Source organism: Falsigemmobacter faecalis (assembly GCF_003863335.1).
Lineage (GTDB): Bacteria > Pseudomonadota > Alphaproteobacteria > Rhodobacterales > Rhodobacteraceae > Wagnerdoeblera > Wagnerdoeblera faecalis.
The window spans coordinates 1-15,440 of record NZ_RRAZ01000017.1; the positions used below are offsets into that span (position 1 = coordinate 1).

20 protein-coding genes and 1 tRNA gene are annotated in these 15,440 nt (G+C 63.4%); 4 read left to right on the top strand and 17 right to left on the bottom strand.

Annotated features, from left to right (window positions below; genetic code table 11):
* Window positions 1–113: 113 nt before the first annotated feature.
* The 5 genes from EG244_RS12355 to EG244_RS12375 all read right to left on the bottom strand — a co-directional run bounded on the left by EG244_RS12355 (window position 114) and on the right by EG244_RS12375 (window position 3,550).
* Window positions 114–190, bottom strand: a tRNA-Asp gene (locus EG244_RS12355).
* 80 nt (window positions 191–270) lie between these two features.
* The gene (locus EG244_RS12360; RefSeq protein ID WP_124965409.1) at window positions 271–1,335 is read right to left on the bottom strand and encodes an ABC transporter ATP-binding protein; all 1,065 of its coding nucleotides are present in this window, start codon (window positions 1,333–1,335) and stop codon (window positions 271–273) included.
* Between the two features lie 56 nt (window positions 1,336–1,391).
* The gene (locus tag EG244_RS12365) at window positions 1,392–2,201 is read right to left on the bottom strand and encodes an ABC transporter permease (protein WP_124965306.1); all 810 of its coding nucleotides are present in this window, start codon (window positions 2,199–2,201) and stop codon (window positions 1,392–1,394) included.
* Complete coding sequence (locus EG244_RS12370; RefSeq protein ID WP_124965307.1) at window positions 2,198–3,151, bottom strand: ABC transporter permease; 954 nt, start codon at window positions 3,149–3,151, stop codon at window positions 2,198–2,200. The genes EG244_RS12365 and EG244_RS12370 overlap by 4 nt, the downstream gene beginning before the upstream one ends.
* A gap of 84 nt (window positions 3,152–3,235) precedes the next feature.
* Window positions 3,236–3,550 (bottom strand): hypothetical protein, encoded by a 315-nt coding sequence (locus EG244_RS12375; protein ID WP_148097631.1) that lies wholly within the window; start codon window positions 3,548–3,550, stop codon window positions 3,236–3,238.
* Between the two features lie 167 nt (window positions 3,551–3,717).
* Here EG244_RS12375 and EG244_RS12380 point away from each other — a divergent pair, with 167 nt between their 5' ends.
* Window positions 3,718–4,164 (top strand): pyridoxamine 5'-phosphate oxidase family protein, encoded by a 447-nt coding sequence (locus tag EG244_RS12380; RefSeq protein ID WP_124965309.1) that lies wholly within the window; start codon window positions 3,718–3,720, stop codon window positions 4,162–4,164.
* 55 nt (window positions 4,165–4,219) lie between these two features.
* Here the strand turns inward: EG244_RS12380 and rpsI are convergent, their stop codons facing one another.
* From rpsI to EG244_RS21305, 3 genes are all read right to left on the bottom strand, one after another.
* Window positions 4,220–4,705, bottom strand: a complete 486-nt coding sequence (rpsI, locus tag EG244_RS12385; protein WP_124965310.1) for a 30S ribosomal protein S9 — start codon at window positions 4,703–4,705, stop codon at window positions 4,220–4,222.
* A gap of 2 nt (window positions 4,706–4,707) precedes the next feature.
* Window positions 4,708–5,172, bottom strand: a complete 465-nt coding sequence (gene rplM, locus EG244_RS12390; protein WP_124965311.1) for a 50S ribosomal protein L13 — start codon at window positions 5,170–5,172, stop codon at window positions 4,708–4,710.
* A 166-nt stretch (window positions 5,173–5,338) separates the two neighbouring features.
* Window positions 5,339–5,752 carry a hypothetical protein gene (locus EG244_RS21305; RefSeq protein WP_124965312.1) on the bottom strand — a complete coding sequence of 138 codons (414 nt, stop codon included), beginning with the start codon at window positions 5,750–5,752 and terminating at the stop codon, window positions 5,339–5,341.
* Window positions 5,753–5,857: 105 nt separating this feature from the next.
* Here EG244_RS21305 and hisF point away from each other — a divergent pair, with 105 nt between their 5' ends.
* Together hisF and EG244_RS12405 are read left to right on the top strand one after the other, a co-directional pair.
* Entirely contained in the window at window positions 5,858–6,616 is a 759-nt protein-coding gene (gene hisF / locus EG244_RS12400; RefSeq protein WP_124965313.1) for an imidazole glycerol phosphate synthase subunit HisF, read from the top strand.
* Window positions 6,616–6,936, top strand: coding sequence for a phosphoribosyl-ATP diphosphatase (locus EG244_RS12405; RefSeq protein ID WP_124965314.1), 321 nt, complete (start codon window positions 6,616–6,618; stop codon window positions 6,934–6,936). Before hisF ends, EG244_RS12405 begins: the two co-directional genes overlap by 1 nt.
* A gap of 76 nt (window positions 6,937–7,012) precedes the next feature.
* Here EG244_RS12405 and ruvB read toward each other — a convergent pair whose 3' ends face one another.
* From ruvB to ruvC, 4 genes are all read right to left on the bottom strand, one after another.
* Window positions 7,013–8,038 carry a Holliday junction branch migration DNA helicase RuvB gene (gene ruvB, locus EG244_RS12410; protein ID WP_124965315.1) on the bottom strand — a complete coding sequence of 342 codons (1,026 nt, stop codon included), beginning with the start codon at window positions 8,036–8,038 and terminating at the stop codon, window positions 7,013–7,015.
* Between the two features lie 102 nt (window positions 8,039–8,140).
* A complete protein-coding gene (htpX, locus tag EG244_RS12415; RefSeq protein WP_124965316.1) occupies window positions 8,141–9,112 on the bottom strand; it encodes a zinc metalloprotease HtpX in 972 nt (323 codons plus the stop codon).
* Window positions 9,113–9,173: 61 nt separating this feature from the next.
* On the bottom strand, window positions 9,174–9,866 hold the full coding sequence (gene ruvA / locus EG244_RS12420) for a Holliday junction branch migration protein RuvA (protein ID WP_124965317.1): 693 nt from the start codon (window positions 9,864–9,866) through the stop codon (window positions 9,174–9,176).
* A complete protein-coding gene (gene ruvC / locus EG244_RS12425) occupies window positions 9,863–10,384 on the bottom strand; it encodes a crossover junction endodeoxyribonuclease RuvC (protein WP_124965318.1) in 522 nt (173 codons plus the stop codon). The genes ruvA and ruvC overlap by 4 nt, the downstream gene beginning before the upstream one ends.
* Before the next feature lie 294 nt (window positions 10,385–10,678).
* Between ruvC and EG244_RS12430 the strand changes: the two genes are divergently transcribed.
* The gene (locus EG244_RS12430; RefSeq protein ID WP_124965319.1) at window positions 10,679–10,885 is read left to right on the top strand and encodes a DUF1127 domain-containing protein; all 207 of its coding nucleotides are present in this window, start codon (window positions 10,679–10,681) and stop codon (window positions 10,883–10,885) included.
* A 162-nt stretch (window positions 10,886–11,047) separates the two neighbouring features.
* Here EG244_RS12430 and EG244_RS12435 read toward each other — a convergent pair whose 3' ends face one another.
* The 5 genes from EG244_RS12435 to EG244_RS12455 form a co-directional block, all read right to left on the bottom strand.
* The gene (locus tag EG244_RS12435) at window positions 11,048–11,923 is read right to left on the bottom strand and encodes a 50S ribosomal protein L11 methyltransferase (protein ID WP_124965320.1); all 876 of its coding nucleotides are present in this window, start codon (window positions 11,921–11,923) and stop codon (window positions 11,048–11,050) included.
* A 110-nt stretch (window positions 11,924–12,033) separates the two neighbouring features.
* Complete coding sequence (gene msrA, locus EG244_RS12440; protein ID WP_124965321.1) at window positions 12,034–12,696, bottom strand: peptide-methionine (S)-S-oxide reductase MsrA; 663 nt, start codon at window positions 12,694–12,696, stop codon at window positions 12,034–12,036.
* A gap of 76 nt (window positions 12,697–12,772) precedes the next feature.
* Window positions 12,773–13,390, bottom strand: a complete 618-nt coding sequence (gene tmk / locus EG244_RS12445) for a dTMP kinase (RefSeq protein ID WP_124965410.1) — start codon at window positions 13,388–13,390, stop codon at window positions 12,773–12,775.
* 5 nt (window positions 13,391–13,395) lie between these two features.
* Window positions 13,396–14,556, bottom strand: coding sequence for a D-alanyl-D-alanine carboxypeptidase family protein (locus tag EG244_RS12450; protein ID WP_124965322.1), 1,161 nt, complete (start codon window positions 14,554–14,556; stop codon window positions 13,396–13,398).
* A 46-nt stretch (window positions 14,557–14,602) separates the two neighbouring features.
* Window positions 14,603–15,433, bottom strand: coding sequence for an SPOR domain-containing protein (locus EG244_RS12455; protein WP_124965323.1), 831 nt, complete (start codon window positions 15,431–15,433; stop codon window positions 14,603–14,605).
* Window positions 15,434–15,440 lie beyond the last annotated feature (7 nt).

The following is a 15,440-nucleotide window of genomic DNA, read 5'->3' on the forward strand; positions in this document are numbered from 1 at the left end:
GGACGCAGGACGCAGGACGCAGGACGCAGGACGCAGGACGCAGGATTTTGCACCCTGTCCGGCACGGGTCAAACAGCAAAAAACCCTCAGGCGAACCTGAGGGTTTTTGAAAGTGGCGCGGTTGACGGGGCTCGAACCCGCGACCCCCGGCGTGACAGGCCGGTACTCTAACCAACTGAGCTACAACCGCGCTATGCGGGGATATCTACGGGGAACTGACGGGGGCGTCAATGGCCCTGCCCGCATTTTTTCGAAGTTTTTTCCGACCCCTTAGCGGAAAAGCACCAGAGCATTGGGCGACCATGCCACCCGGGTGCGCACACCGCGATCAAGCACCTGACGGCCCGGCACGTTGCGCATCGACAGCCGCACCGGCTTGGCCACGCCGTCGAGTTTCACGTCATAATAGGTCATATCGCCGTAATAGACGACTTCCTCGATCACGCCAGGCGCTTCACGGTCATTCGAGGTCTGACCTTCATACATCAGGGTCAGGGTCTCGGGGCGAAAGCCCACCGAGATCTCTCCCGTCGGCCTGCCGGGGGCCTGACGCGCGGGCACCTGCACACGGCCAAGACCTGCGACGTCGAGATCAAAGCCCGCATCATCCTGGGACAGGATTGTGGCGGGCAAAAAATTCATCGTGCCGATGAAATCCGCCACACGCCGGGTTTTCGGCAGACGGTAGAGGGTTTCGGGATCATCAAGCTGCTCGATCTGGCCCTCAAACATCACGGCGATGCGGTCTGACATCACCAGCGCCTCTTCCTGGTCGTGGGTGACCAGGATGAAGGTGATGCCAACCTGACGCTGCAGCTTGATCAACTCAACCTGCATCTGCTCGCGCATCTTTTTGTCGAGCGCCGACATCGGCTCATCGAGAAGCAGCACCCGCGGCTTCAGGATCAGCGCCCGCGCCAGCGCCACCCGCTGGCGCTGACCGCCCGAGAGCGCATGGGCGGCACGTTTGCCAAAACCCTTCAGCCCCACCATTTCCAGGGCTTCCTGAACGGCGAAGTCCTTCTCTTTGGAAGAGCGCGGATCTTTGCGCAGACCAAAGCCCACGTTCTGCTCCACGCTCAGATGCGGGAAGATGGCATAGGACTGAAAGACCATATTGGTCGGCCGCGCATTGGCCGGAACCCCGTCCATATCCTGGCCGTCGATCATCAAGACGCCCGAGTTCAGCTCTTCAAACCCGGCGATGGTGCGCAAAAGCGTGGTCTTGCCACAGCCCGAAGGCCCGAGCAGCGAGAAGAACTCTCCCTCGCCGATCCGGGCAGTGATCCCGCGCAGCGCGTGGTAATCGCCATAATGCTTTTGCAGATCCTCCATCTCGATCAGCGGCTTGCGGATCAGACCCGGAGCGGGTTTGGTCAGGATGGATTGCGTCACAGGAAGCCTCCGGTGTCCTTGCCGCCGGATTTGGCAATGCCACGGCGACGGAAATATTCAGCGATGGCCAGCAGAGTGACCGAGAGCAGCACAAGGATGGTCCCCAGTGCCATGATCTCCGGCACTTTGGCCGGGAAACGGAATTGCGAGAAGATATAGACCGGCAGCGTCGGCTCGGTCCCCGCAAGGAAGAAGGCGATGATGAATTCATCAAGGCTGATGGTGAAAGAGATCAGCAGCGAGGAGATGATCCCCGGCGCCACCAGCGGCAGGATGATCAGCCGGAAAGTGGACCACTGCGTCTCACCCAGATCGATCGCGGCCTCTTCCAGCGATTGATCGAGCGACTGAAACGAGGAATTCAGGATCGCAATCGTATAAGGCGTGCAGATCAGCACATGACCAAGGATCACCGTCCAGATGGTCAGCGGAATACCCAATCCCAGCAGCACGCCAAAAAGCGAGACCGCGACAATGATCTCAGGCAGCACCAGGGGCAGCATGACCAGCCCCATGATTGCCCCCTTGGCCGGGAACTTATAGCGCGTTGCCGCCCGCGCCGCGAAGATCCCCAGACAGGTCGCCAGCACCGCCGAAGAGCAGGAGATGATCAGCGAGTTCTTCACCGCCTTCAGCAGGGTGACATTGTTCCACATCGCCTCAAACCACTTGGTGGTGAAGCCCTGCAGCGGAAACGCGATGATGGTGCCGTCGTTAAAGGCAAACAGCGGCAGCAGGATGATCGGGGCGTAGAGAAAGACCAGATAGGCCAGCGCGTAGCCCTTGAAGAGACGGGCGGCCTTCATCCTTTCGATCCTTTCAGGAAGCGGCGGTTGAGGAAGAGGAACAGCAGCGAAACCGAGGTCACCAGCACCATGGCCGAAACCGCAATGGCCGAGCCTGCCGGATAGTTATCCAGCCGCAGATATTGCAGATAGATCATATTGGCGACCATCCGACCCTCGGGTCCGCCCACCTGCTGCGGCGTGACGTAATCGCCGATCACCGGGATAAAGACGATCAGCACGGCCGCCACCACGCCCGGCATGGCCAGCGGCAGGGTCACCCGCCAGAAGGTCATCAGACGGCTTTCGCCCAGATCCTGCCCGGCCTCCAGCAGCGAGCGGTCAATCTTCTCCAGCGCTACAAAGATCGGCAGGATCGCGAAGGGCGCATAGGCATGCGCGAGCGTGATCACCACCGCATTGGCGTTGTAAAGAATGAAGGTCAGCGGCTCCTCAATGAGGCCAAGCCCCAGCAGCCCTGAGTTCAGCACGCCATTGTAGCCAAGGATCACTTTCCACAGGAAGACCCGGATCAGATAAGAGGTCCAGAACGGAATGGTGATCAGGAAAAGCCACATGCTTTTGCGCCCAGGCTTCACGTAGAAGCTGACGAAATAGGCCACCGGAAAGGCCAGAACCACGGTCGCCACCGTCACCGCCACGGCAATCCCCAGCGAGCGCAGCATGACGGCGCGCACCACCGGGTCTGACCAGGCGCCCAGATAGGGCGTGGTCGGCGTCAGCGTGCCATCGGCATTCTGCTGCATGGAGGCGCATTCGCCGACATAGTTACACAGCGTGAATTCCCAGATGATCGACAGATAACCATCGGTCAGGAAGGAATACAGCAGCAGCAGCACCAGAGGTGCCGCCAGCAGAATAACTGCATAAATGGCAGGCGGGCTGACCAGCATCAGCCCGCTCGACGCGTCAGACCGGGCGCGCCGGCGTTTCAGACCCTGTAAGCTCATCCGTGCTCCCCGGCAAAGTCAGTCTCGGACTGGGTGGATCCATGCATCTCGCACAGGGCGCGGAGGTTTAAAAGAGCCTGCGACTCAGTGGCTCACAACCTCCAGAGTGATCGCCCGCGTGCTGAGTTCAGCAAATAAAGCCGCAACCACCCGCGGACACGACACCGCCCGCTCCATCGCGTCGCGCAGCGAAGATTCGTCGCAGCCTGCAGAGGTCACTCTCCAGACCATGCGACGCGCTGCGCCGTCGTCATAAACAATTTCTGCCTCGCCCGAGCGACCCCGCCGCAGGCCAAGAAAATCTGATGCACCCGTCTTACTGTGAAATGAAAACATCCTGGTTGTCCCGGATTTTGGCTCGATGAGCGGAAAGTCGCAAAGACGAGAGCGGAAGGTCAAGGAAACTGCCCAAATAGTGACACTTTAGCCCCGTGCCGGAGCATTCCTGCAACAGAAACACCGCAGGCTGGCGGTGGCTCCCGCCGAGGCAATAAATATTGAGGAAATTCTCGACAAACGCCCTGGCGCATCTGATCCTGAACCCCTGAGACAGGGGAGGGTCACAGATGAGCGCCGAAGCCGATCATGTCGTGCTGTGCTGGCTGGCGACGGCCGATGCCACGGGCCAGCCGAATGTCTCTCCCAAAGAGATCTTTCTGCGCACCACCCCCGATGAGGTGCTGATCGCGGACATCGCCTCGCCGCGCAGCGTGGCCAATATCCGGCAGAACCCCAAAGTCTGCGTCAGCATGATCGATATTTTCCGCCAGCGCGGCGAAAAGCTGGAAGGCACTGCCAGTCTGATCGCACCGAATGAGCCGGAGTTCGCCGCCCTGAACGCGCGGCTCGAACGTCTGACCCAGGGGCTCTTCATCATCCACCATGTGATCCGGGTGCGGGTGGGGCCGGTCTCGCCGATCCGCGCGCCTGGCTGGCATCTCTTTCCCGACAAAACCGAAGCCGACATGCGCCGCGAGGCCCTTGCGACCTACCGCGTCACCGCCCTGCCCTGAAACGACAAAAAGGCCCGCCTCCGGCGGGCCTTTCCAAATCCCCGAAGGGATAAAATCAACGCTTCGAGAACTGGAACGAACGGCGGGCTTTTGCTTTACCGTATTTCTTACGCTCAACGACGCGGCTGTCGCGGGTCAGGAAGCCAGCGGCTTTCAGAGCGCCACGCAGCGACGGTTCAAACAGTTGCAGAGCTTTCGAGATGCCGTGCTTTACAGCGCCGGCCTGACCCGAAAGACCGCCACCTTTCACGGTTGCATAGACGTCGAACTGGCCGACGACGTTTGCAACTTCGAAGGGCTGCTTCAGGATCATCTGCAGAACCGGACGGGCGAAGTAAGCCGACTGGTCTTTGCCGTTGACGATGACTTTACCCGAACCCGGTTTCACCCAGACGCGAGCGACAGCGTCTTTACGCTTGCCGGTTGCATAGGAGCGGTTCAGCGAGTCACGGACGGGCTCACGGGGAGCTTCTTCCACAACAGCAGCCGAGGTGCCGGCGACGGCGGCTTTCAGGTCGTCAAGCGATTTGATATCCGACATGATTACGCGCTCCGGGTGTTTTTCGGGTTCAGGACTTTAACGTCCAGGACTTCCGGGTTTTGTGCGACGTGCGGATGCTCAGCGCCTGCGTAAACGCGCAGGTTGGTCATCTGCTGACGGCCCAGCGTGTTGCGCGAGATCATACGCTCAACAGCTTTGGTCACGACGCGCTCGGGATGTGCGCCTTCCAGAATCTGGCGAGCGGTGCGGAACTTGATGCCGCCCGGGTGGCCGGTGTGCCAGTAGTAGCGCTTGTCGTCGCGCTTGTTACCGGTCATCTGGATCTTGTCAGCATTGATGATGATGACGTTGTCACCCATGTCCATATGGGGGGTGAACGTCGGCTTGTTCTTGCCGCGCAGAATCTGAGCGACGATCGTGGCGAGGCGGCCCAGAACAACGCCTTCGGCGTCGATCAGGATCCACTTCTTCTCGATATCCGCGGGGGTAGCGGAGAAGGTTTTCATGGTGTGACCTGTGCTTGCAACGAAAGCCAAAGCCTTCGTGTTTAAGGATGCTGTTTAATGCCCCAGCCCCCCGCCTGCGTCAAGCGCGCAAAACATAATAGTTTTGTTGTAAATCAATGACTTAACGATTGTGGTATTTTAATACCACAATCTTCATGCAGAATCCTCACCGCCGCGCCGCCTCTGCCATCAGATCCGAGGCCGCGAGTTGCTGCGCGATCCCCTCCGGCACGCCGCGGGTGATCATCCGGCGGTAAATCCGCGGCCCCTGCAGCCCCAGCCCCCGCACCACCGCCGGCACCTGCGCCGCATTGGCCCGCCGCAGCGCCGCCGTCTGGGCCTTCAAAGGCATCTCATCGCGCGCGCTCTCATGGCCCGGACAGCCCGTCAGAATATCCCCCGGCGCACGCCCGCTCGCCGCCACCATACGCCGCTGCGCTTCCTCCAGCAGACGGCATTCCGCCGCCACCGCCTGAACGCGGCTCACCGCGCCCGGGGGCGCAGCGCCCGGCCCCGCCACCTGCGCTCCGCAACCGGCCAGCAATACGATCATCGCCGGATAAACAGAATATCTCACCATGGCCGCCCCCGTCTGATCCTCGCTCCAGCCTGCCACGAAGCTGACGCGCTGTCTTTCCCCTTTGCGCATCCGGGGCTATGAAGGCCCCAGGCAAAGGAGCCCCATATGCTGAAGACGCGCATCATTCCCTGTCTCGATGTGGCCGATGGCCGGGTCGTCAAGGGCGTCAATTTCGTCGATCTTGTCGATGCCGGTGATCCGGTCGAAGCCGCCCGCGCCTATGACGCGGCCGGCGCGGATGAGCTGTGCTTTCTCGACATTCACGCCACCCATGAAAACCGCGGCACCATGTTCGATCTGGTCACCCGCACCGCCGAGCAGTGCTTTATGCCGCTGACGGTCGGGGGCGGCGTGCGCAGCCATCATGATGTGCGCAACCTGCTGCTGGCGGGGGCCGATAAGGTCAGCTTCAATTCGGCCGCCGTCGCCAATCCCGATGTCGTCTCCGAGGCCGCCGACCGCTTTGGCAGCCAGTGCATCGTGGTCGCCATCGACGCCAAAACCGTGGCCCCGGGCCGCTGGGAGATTTTCACCCACGGCGGGCGCAAAGAGACCGGCATCGATGCGGTGGAATTCGCCGTCAGGATGACCGCCAAAGGCGCGGGCGAGATCCTTCTCACCTCTATGGACCGCGACGGCACCCGCGGCGGCTATAACCTGCCGCTGACCCGCGCGATTGCCGATGCCGTCTCCATCCCGGTGATCGCCTCCGGCGGCGTCGGCACGCTGGATCACCTCGTCGAAGGCGTAACCGAAGGCCACGCCAGCGCCGTGCTTGCGGCCTCCATCTTCCACTTCGGCACCTATACCATCGCCGAAGCCAAGGCCCATATGGCCGCCGCCGGGATCAATGTGAGGCTCTGATGTCTGATCTGCTCGCAAGGCTCGAAGCCACCATCCAATCGCGCAAGGGCGCCGACCCCACCTCCAGCTGGACCGCCAAGCTCCTCGCCAAAGGCCCGGAGAAATGCGCCGAGAAATTCGGCGAAGAAGCCGTTGAGGCGATCATCGAGGCGGTGAAAAACGACCGCGCGAAACTCGCCTCCGAGGCGGCGGATGTGCTCTATCACCTCCTGGTCATGCTCGCCGCCCGCGATGTGACCCTGGCCGATGTCTATGCGGTGCTCGAAAAGCGCGAAGGCACCTCCGGCATCAGTGAAAAAGCCGCCCGCCCGGAGGCATAAGAAAAGCCCCGCCGCAGCGGGGCTTTTTGCAATCTTCAGCCCGGACGTTAAGAACGCCCCTCAGGCCCCTGACCGCTCAGCCAAAAAGATCAGACTGCGGCGGCTGCCGAGGCGGCGCGATCCCGATATGACGCCAGGCCTTTGAGGCGAGCATCCGCCCGCGCGGCGTGCGCTGGATCAGCCCCTGCTGCAGCAAAAACGGCTCAATCACTTCCTCAATCGCATCCCGGCTTTCCGAAAGCGCCGCCGCAATGGTCTCCACCCCGACCGGCCCGCCGCCATAATTCTCGGCCAGCAAAAGAATGTAACGCCGGTCCGCCCCATCAAGCCCCAGATCATCGACCCCAAGCCGCGTCAGCGCATTGTCCGCAAGCTCCCGGGTGATCGTGCCATCCCCCTCCACCAGGGCGAAATCGACCACCCGGCGCAACAGCCGCCCCGCAATCCGCGGCGTGCCCCGCGCCCGCCGCGCGATCTCCAGCGTGCCCTCCGGCTCGGCCGGCACCCCCAAAAGCCGCGCGCCGCGCCCGACAATCAGGTTCAGCTCTTCAATGGTATAAAACTGCAGCCGCGTCGGAATCCCAAAGCGGTCGCGCAAAGGCGTGGTCAAAAGCCCCAGCCGCGTGGTCGCCCCCACCAGAGTAAAGGGCTGCAGATCAATCCGCACCGTCCGCGCCGCAGGCCCCTCCCCGATCACCAGATCCAGCGCAAAATCCTCCATCGCCGGATAAAGCACTTCTTCCACCACCGGGCTCAACCGGTGGATCTCATCGATGAACAACACATCGCGCGGCTCCAGATTGGTCAGAATGGCCGCCAGATCCCCCGCCTTCGCCAGCACCGGACCAGAGGTCATCCGAAAGCCGACGCCCAGTTCCCGCGCCATGATCTGCGCCAGAGTGGTCTTGCCCAGACCGGGAGGCCCGTGAAACAGCGTGTGATCCATCGCCGCGCCGCGCATCCGGGCCGATTCGATAAACACCCGCAGGTTCGCCCGCGCTTCGGCCTGCCCGGTGAAATCCTCCAGCCGCTCCGGACGCAGCGCGCGGTCATTATCGTCAGAAAGGCGCTCGGGGCGCAGGGCGGGATCAGGCTGGGTCATAGCGGAACAATCCCTGAACGCAGCCCCTTTCGCAAGCCCTCACTTGGCTTTGGCTTTTTCAAAATACTCCGGGGTCCGGGGCAGAGCCCCGGCGCCCGCCCCTCAGCGCCGCCGCCGCCCGGCCCGCGGAACCGACGAGGTCCCGCCACCCTGCCCGCCGCGCCCCTGCTGCCCCCCTGACGCAAAGGGACCCGTCGCAGCCGGCCGCGGCGCGGGCACGGAGAGCCCGCCCGCAGGCCCGGCCATGGCTTCAAGCGCCGCCACCCGATTGGCGGTTGAGGGATGCGTGGAGAACAGCTTATCGCGCGCATGGGCATGCAGCGGGTTGATGATGAACATATGCGCCAGAGCCGGATTGCGCTCGGCCGCAGGATTGTCGATCCGCGCCGACAGCCCCTCCAGCCGCCGCAGCGCCGAGGCCAGCCACAAAGGATTGCCGCAGATCTCTGCGCCGATCCGGTCCGCCTCATATTCGCGTGACCGCGAGATCGCCATCTGCACCACCGCCGCCGCCATCGGGGCCACGATCATCATCACAATCGTCCCTACCGCGCCCAGTGGCCGGTCGCGGTTGCTGCCGCCAAAGAGAAAGGCAAAATTGGCCAGCATGGAAATCGCCCCTGCCATGGTGGCGGTGACCGACATAATCAGCGTGTCGCGGCTTTTGATATGCGCAAGCTCATGCGCCATAACCGCCGCGATCTCCTCCTGCGACATGCTGCGCAAAAGCCCCGTGGTCGCCGCCACAGCCGCATTGTCGGGATTGCGCCCCGTGGCAAAGGCATTGGGCTGGTCGGCCTCAATCACATAGACCTTCGGCGGCGGCATCCCGGCCCGGTCGGCCATCTGATGCACCATCTGCACCAGATAGGGCGAGGAGCGGCTGTCCACCTCCCGCGCGCCGGTCATCGACAGCACCGCCTTGTCCGAGTTCCACCAGGCCAGCAGATTGGTCACCGCCGCAAAGCCCAGCGCAATCACCGCGCCGCCGCCGCCGCCGATCATCGCGCCGATCCCCATGAACAGCGCCGTCATCCCTGCCATCAGGACGGCTGTCTTTGCATATCCCTGCATTTGCTGAACCCCGCTGAGATTTCAGAGAGATATGGTCAGCGCGGCGGCCCGCGACAAGCCCTCAGCGCTGCGGCTGCAACAGCTTCAGCGCCGCGCGGATCAGCCCTGAGGTCTCAAGGCCCTCCGTCTCCCCCGCCGCCTGCGCCACCGCCGCCGCCGCATCCCCCTGGGCATAGCCAAGGTTCAAAAGCGCCGACAGCGCATCGGCACTCGCCGCCGCAGAAGGCGCCACCACCGCAGCCGCCGCCGCCCGGCGCCTGGCAGAGGGTTTGGGCGCAGAGGCCGCCTCGGCCTCAATGACCTCGGCGTCGAAATCCGCCTCAGCCCCCATGGCCCCGCCCCTGGCCATCAGCATCGGGGCTTTGCTCTTCAGCTCCAGCACCACGCGCTGCGCGATCTTCGCACCAATCCCCGGGGCCGCCGTCAGCGCCTTGGTATCGCCCAGCGCAATCGCCCGCGCCGTGCCCTCCGGCCCGAGGGTGCCGAGGATCGCCAGCGCCGCCTTCGCTCCCACACCCTGCACGGTGGTCAAAAGCCGGTGCCACTCACGGTCAATCAGCGTCGGAAAACCGATCAGCTGCAGCAGATCTTCCCGCACGATCATCTCGGTATAAAGCGCCGCCGCCTGCCCCACGGGCGGCAGCTGCGCCAGCGTGCGGTCCGACACCATCACCTCATAGCCCACGCCGCGCACATCGAGGATGACATGGCCATCCCCCTTCCAGTCAATGAGACCCGAAAGCTTCCCGATCATCCCGCAGCCCTTTGCCCTTCCGCACGTTTCACCGCCGCCAGCAGGCGGTCAGAGGATTGCAGATGATGCGCATGACAGATCGCAATCGCAAGCGCATCCGCCGCATCCGGCCCCGCGATCACAGCGCCTGGAAACTGAAAACGCACCATGTGATCGACCTGCTGCTTGGCCGCATGCCCCACACCCACCACGCATTTCTTAATGGCGTTCGGGGCATATTCGCCGACCGTCAACCCGGCCTGGGCCGGAACCAGCAGCGCAATGCCGCGCGCCTGCCCGAGCTTCAGGGTCGAAACCGCGTCTTTGTTCACAAAGGTCTGCTCCACCGCCGCCGCATCGGGCTGATAAAGCCGCAGCACCTCGGTCAGCTGGCTGTGCAGCGACAAAAGCCGCGGCGCCAGATCCCCCGGCTCTGAATGGCAGACGCCATTGGCGACATGGGTCAGACGGCTGCCCGCCACATCAATCACCCCCCAGCCGAGGTTCCGCAATCCGGGGTCGATACCTAAAACACGCATGCCTGCCTGATCCTTGTTTTGGCCAGTCTGGCACGAAACATGAACATTCTCCAGCCCTTAGCCGCCCTGCCCAAAATTTCTGCAACGCAGCGAAATTCCCTGCTGTTTTCCGCGCCGCCTGCGATCTTTTCAATCACCTTAATTTTAAGGACGTGGCGTCACTCACAGCCATGCAGAAAACGCAAGCCGGTCATGTGAAATCGGGGAGTTGTTTTGCACATGCAGCATGAATATCTGGCAGTCATCGAATGAGAAGCCTGTGGATCAGGCAGTTTATGAAAAGGATGTTCAACCATGGCCGCTTTCGAAACCACCCGCCCGATGCAGGGATCCATCGGGGGCGGGCTGAGTTCTTTCTTCCGCTCCGTGACCGAGCGTCTCCTTCAGTGGAACGATCTGCGCGTGACCCGCAAAGCGCTGGCACGCCTGTCGGATCGTGAACTGGATGATATCGGTCTGTGCCGGGGCGATCTGGAAAATATCTCCGCCCACCTGCGCTGATCTTTGCGGCGGCCCTGCCGCCCGCAGCGTCTGAGAGGGACAGGCCGCGCCGGGACTCCGGTGCGGCCTTTACCTTTTCCGGGTCCTGCGCAGCCTGCGACAGGTCCGGATATGAAAAAACCGCCGGTCTCCCGGCGGTTTTTTGTCTTCTTTGGCTATGCCTCAGCCGCGCAGCAGCACCAGGGTGCTCCATTCGCCGATCTGCGTATGCTCTTTCAGGCTGAAGCCCTGGGCCACATAGGCATCCAGAATAGACTCGGACTGCACGGTCAGAAGCCCTGAAAGAATCAGGTGACCCCCGGTGGCCGCATGTTTCGCCATATCCGGTGCCAGCTGCACCAGCGGGCCTTTGAGGATATTTGCAAAGATCAGATCATAGGGCGCGCGCGCCTTCAGATCGCGGTGATCAAAGCCCGCCGCCTCAACACAGGGCACGCGGTCCGCAAGCCCATTGATCTCCGCATTGGCGATGGCGACATCAACCGCCACCTGATCGATATCCGAGGCGATGATCTGCGCTTCCGGCCAGAGCCGCGCCGCCGCCAGCGCCAGAACCCCGGTGCCCGAGCCGATATCGGCCACGTTTTTCACCTCAAGCCCTGCAGCGCCCAGACGGTCCACCGCCTTCAGGCAGCCCAGCGTGGTGCCGTGATGGCCGGTGCCAAAGGCCACCGTCGCCTCAATCTGCAGCGGGATCACGCCGCTTGCGGGCACTTTATCAATGTCATGGCTGCCAAAAAGGAAGAAGCGGCCCGCTTCGACCGGGGCCAGATCGCGGCGCACTTTGGCGACCCAGTCGATCTCCGGGATCTCCGAGACGATCATGCCCTTCGCGCCAAAGGCGGTGGCGATGATGTCGAGGACCAGCTCATTCGGGGCTTCGGTGAAATAGGCACCGACCTCCCACAACTCGGAGCCGTCCTCGATCTCAAAGACGCCGACGCCATAGGGCTCGGGCGTCAGTTTCTCCAGAGCGGCGGCGAGGGCATCGGCCGCCTCTTTGCCGTCAAGCGAGGTGATCGCGGAATAGCTGGGCATCGGTCAGATCCTGAACTGAAACATGGCCGGCCTGTCAGAAAGCCGCCCCTTTGGCTGCGGGTTTGCCCCGGGCCGCCCCGGTGGTCAAGGCCGGGGCGGCTGTTCGGGCGTCAGGCCGCAGGGGCTGCGGGCGGCGCGATCGGGCAGCTGACACCGGTGCCTTTGAGCCCGCAATAGCCATCGGGGTTCTTCGCCAGATACTGCTGGTGATAGTCTTCGGCGTAGTAGAACTCCGGCGCCATGGCGATCTCGGTGGTCACAAAGCCCTGGCCGGCCCGCATCAGGCGATGCTGATAAAGCGCGCGGCTGGCCTCAGCCGCCTCCAGTTGCCCGGGCGTGGTGACATAGAGCGCCGAGCGGTACTGGGTGCCGGTGTCATTGCCCTGGCGGAACCCCTGGGTCGGATTGTGGCTTTCCCAGAAGATCTTCAGCAGCGCCGCAAAGCTGATCTGCGCCGGGTCCCAGACCACCCGCACAGATTCGGTGTGATTGGTCAGCCCCGAGCAGACCTCTTCATAGGTCGGGTTCAGCGTCACACCGCCCTGATAGCCCGCCGCCGTCAGCCAGACGCCGGGCTGCTGCCAGAACAGCCGCTCCACCCCCCAGAAACAGCCCATGGCGAAGAAAGCCTCTTCCATGCCCCCGGGCGCTTCGGCCTTTTGATCCACACCGAACAGCAGATGCTGCGCAGAGGTGCGCAGCGGCGCAGAGCGCCCCGGCAGCGTCTCCGAAGGCGACAGCAGTTCAGCGGGTTTGCGGATGAACCAGGACATAGAAGCACTCCGTCAGGGCGGCAGGGGGCCGCCGGTTTCCCCCAATATGGGCAGTCCCCGGCCCGCTGCCAAGACGTCAGGACAGCGCGGCGCGCACGCGGCCTGCCACATCGGCCGTCCCGCCCGCGCCTTCAATCCGGCGGAATCGGTCGGGCGCGGCTGCGGCCAGATCCAGAAACGCGTCCCGCATCCGGGCCTGCATCGCAAGGCCCATATCCTCAAACCGCTGCTCGCCTCCGGCACGGGCCCGGGCGCGGGCCAGACCCTCAGCAGGGTCAATGTCGATCAGCAGCGTCAGATCCGGGTCCTGGCCGATCATCAGCGCGTGAAGCGCATCCACGGCCGCGCGCAGATCACCGCGGGTGACGCCCTGATAGACGCGGGTCGAATCAACATAGCGGTCGCAGATCACCAAAGCCCCCCGCGCCAGCGCCGGGCGGATCGTGCGCTCCAGATGATCGCGGCGCGCGGCGGTGAAAAGGAGAAGCTCTGTCTCTGGCGACCAGCGATCGGCATCGCCCTCCAGAACCAGACGGCGGATCTCTTCGGCACCGGGGCTTCCACCCGGCTCGCGGGTCAGCACGACCTCATGGCCCTCGCCCCGCAGGGTCTCGGCCAGCAGACGTGCCTGTGTGGATTTCCCTGATCCGTCAATGCCTTCAAAGCTGATGAACAGCCCCTTACCCGGTGTCAGCACGCTCAGAACACCAGTTTAGAGGCGGCCCGGCCGCCCAGCACGGAGACCGCGGTGGTCAGACGGTTCAGGAAACCGGCTTTCGGCACGTCATTCTCGACCAGCACCGGGCTGCGCAGATCGGGCATATCCGGCACCGAGACGATCAGCTCCCCGACCTGGTCCCCCGCCTTCAGCGGTGCATGAAGCGGGCCCTGCCATTCCACACGGGCGGTGACGCCCTTGCCGGGGGTGGCCGGGACCAGAACCTGAACATTCTCAGCCGCGATCAGACCCACGCTGGAGGCTTCACCCAGGAAGACCGGGGCCTCGGCCACACGGGTCTTTTCATTGGCGATGGTGCGCAGGCTGAACTGACGGAAGGCCCAGTTGGTGATCCGCTCGCTTTCCTCCGCGCGGGCCACCTCGGTATCAAGGCCCGAGATCACGAAGATCAGACGGCGGTCGCCCTGTTTGACCGAACCCACAAGGCTGTAACCCGCTTCCGCAGTATGGCCGGTTTTCAGGCCATCCGCGCCAACCCCAAGGCTGAGAAGCGGATTGCGGTTGCGCGCATTCGCCGGGGCGCGGTCTTTATAATTGAAGTGGGTCTCTGAGAAGATCGGGTAATATTCCGGGAAATCCTCAATCAGATGCTGCGCGAGGATCCCCAGATCGCTCATCGACATCCGATGCTCAGGATGCGGCCAGCCGGAGGCATTCGCCAGGGTCGTATCCCCCATGCCCAGCGCCCGCGCCCGCTCGGTCGCCAGTCTGGAGAACGCCTCTTCGCTGCCCGCCAGACCTTCGGCCACCACCACACAGGCGTCATTGCCGGAGTTCACGATGATCCCGCGGATCAGATCTTCAACCGTGGGGCGGTCCTGCTCATTGAGGAACATGGTCGAGCCGCCCATGGCGCGGGCCTTGCTGGAGACCGAGAACTCGGTGTCCATCGAGATGCGGCCATCGCGCACGGCCTCAAAGAGGATATAAAGCGTCATCAGTTTCGACATCGAGGCCGGGGGCAGCGCGCGATGCGCGTCTTTCTCCAGCAGGACCGAGCCGGTGGTCATATCATAGACCCAGGCCGCTTTGGCGCGGGTCTCAAAGCCAAAAGCGGTGCTGGCAAGAAGCGCTGCCGCGACCGCAGGCACCAGAGCGGGGATCAGGCGGAGGGGTTTCATGGCAGGCTCCTTGGGTACTTGGACCGAAACTTGAAACGTCCCGCGCTCAGCGCGAGACGAAATAGGCGTCTTTAAAGCCGGCGGCTTTCACCTTGCCGAGCAGCGCATCGCGGCCCGCGGCATCCGCCGGACCCGCCGTCACGCGCCAGAAGGTTTTGCCCTGGCTGCTTTCCTGGCGAACTTCGGCTTTCACGCCGGCTTTGCCAAGCTGCGAGACCGCACTGCGGGCATTTGCCTCAACGCTGAAGATGCCGATCTGCACAAGGTGGCGACCCTGAGCAGCAGCAGCCACCGGACGCGCGGGGGCTGCCGGGGCCGAAGCGGCCGCCGCAGCAGGACGCGCTTTCGGCGTCACAGGGGCAATTGCTGCAACGGGTGCCGCAGCGGCGGGCAGCGTTTCAGTGGCGATGGTCTCCGCCTGATCGAGGACCGGGGCTGCGGGGGCCACCTCCACCGGGGCATCTTCGCGGCGCAAAGCGGTAACGTCGAGTTTCACCGGCGCACCTGCCAGCATCTCAAGCGCGGCGGCGGCATCCGATGAGACCTGCAGCTTCGGCCCCGGCATCTCGCGTTCGCGCCGGAACAGCGCGCCGATCACGAATTTGCCATTGACCGGATTGCGGATGATCACCCGCTCAGGATCTTTCACGCCCGGATAGGCGACCCAGACCCCGCCCAGCGAGGGGCGGCCATCCCAAAGGCCCATATCGGACTTCTGAAAGACATCCGGAGCCTCGGTGTCGCGTTCAACCACACGGGTGGTGCCACCGGATGAGACCGGGGCGCCATCCGTCGAAGACGCGCCATCCAGACAGCCGCTGAGCACGACCAGAGCGCTGGCCGCAAGAATCCACGCACGCGCATTGCGCCCTGCCATCGTCTGC

Bases quoted from the DNA above. Each gene is read 5' to 3' on its own strand.
- EG244_RS12360 (WP_124965409.1), bottom strand. From the start codon at position 1,335: ATGGAGGATCTGCAAAAGCATTATGGCGATTACCACGCGCTGCGCGGG.
- EG244_RS12365 (WP_124965306.1), bottom strand. From the start codon at position 2,201: ATGAAGGCCGCCCGTCTCTTCAAGGGCTACGCGCTGGCCTATCTGGTC.
- EG244_RS12370 (WP_124965307.1), bottom strand. From the start codon at position 3,151: ATGAGCTTACAGGGTCTGAAACGCCGGCGCGCCCGGTCTGACGCGTCG.
- EG244_RS12380 (WP_124965309.1), top strand. From the start codon at position 3,718: ATGAGCGCCGAAGCCGATCATGTCGTGCTGTGCTGGCTGGCGACGGCC.
- rpsI (WP_124965310.1), bottom strand. From the start codon at position 4,705: ATGTCGGATATCAAATCGCTTGACGACCTGAAAGCCGCCGTCGCCGGC.
- rplM (WP_124965311.1), bottom strand. From the start codon at position 5,172: ATGAAAACCTTCTCCGCTACCCCCGCGGATATCGAGAAGAAGTGGATC.
- EG244_RS21305 (WP_124965312.1), bottom strand. From the start codon at position 5,752: ATGGTGAGATATTCTGTTTATCCGGCGATGATCGTATTGCTGGCCGGT.
- hisF (WP_124965313.1), top strand. From the start codon at position 5,858: ATGCTGAAGACGCGCATCATTCCCTGTCTCGATGTGGCCGATGGCCGG.
- EG244_RS12405 (WP_124965314.1), top strand. From the start codon at position 6,616: ATGTCTGATCTGCTCGCAAGGCTCGAAGCCACCATCCAATCGCGCAAG.
- ruvB (WP_124965315.1), bottom strand. From the start codon at position 8,038: ATGACCCAGCCTGATCCCGCCCTGCGCCCCGAGCGCCTTTCTGACGAT.
- htpX (WP_124965316.1), bottom strand. From the start codon at position 9,112: ATGCAGGGATATGCAAAGACAGCCGTCCTGATGGCAGGGATGACGGCG.
- ruvA (WP_124965317.1), bottom strand. From the start codon at position 9,866: ATGATCGGGAAGCTTTCGGGTCTCATTGACTGGAAGGGGGATGGCCAT.
- ruvC (WP_124965318.1), bottom strand. From the start codon at position 10,384: ATGCGTGTTTTAGGTATCGACCCCGGATTGCGGAACCTCGGCTGGGGG.
- EG244_RS12430 (WP_124965319.1), top strand. From the start codon at position 10,679: ATGGCCGCTTTCGAAACCACCCGCCCGATGCAGGGATCCATCGGGGGC.
- EG244_RS12435 (WP_124965320.1), bottom strand. From the start codon at position 11,923: ATGCCCAGCTATTCCGCGATCACCTCGCTTGACGGCAAAGAGGCGGCC.
- msrA (WP_124965321.1), bottom strand. From the start codon at position 12,696: ATGTCCTGGTTCATCCGCAAACCCGCTGAACTGCTGTCGCCTTCGGAG.
- EG244_RS12450 (WP_124965322.1), bottom strand. From the start codon at position 14,556: ATGAAACCCCTCCGCCTGATCCCCGCTCTGGTGCCTGCGGTCGCGGCA.
- EG244_RS12455 (WP_124965323.1), bottom strand. From the start codon at position 15,433: ATGGCAGGGCGCAATGCGCGTGCGTGGATTCTTGCGGCCAGCGCTCTG.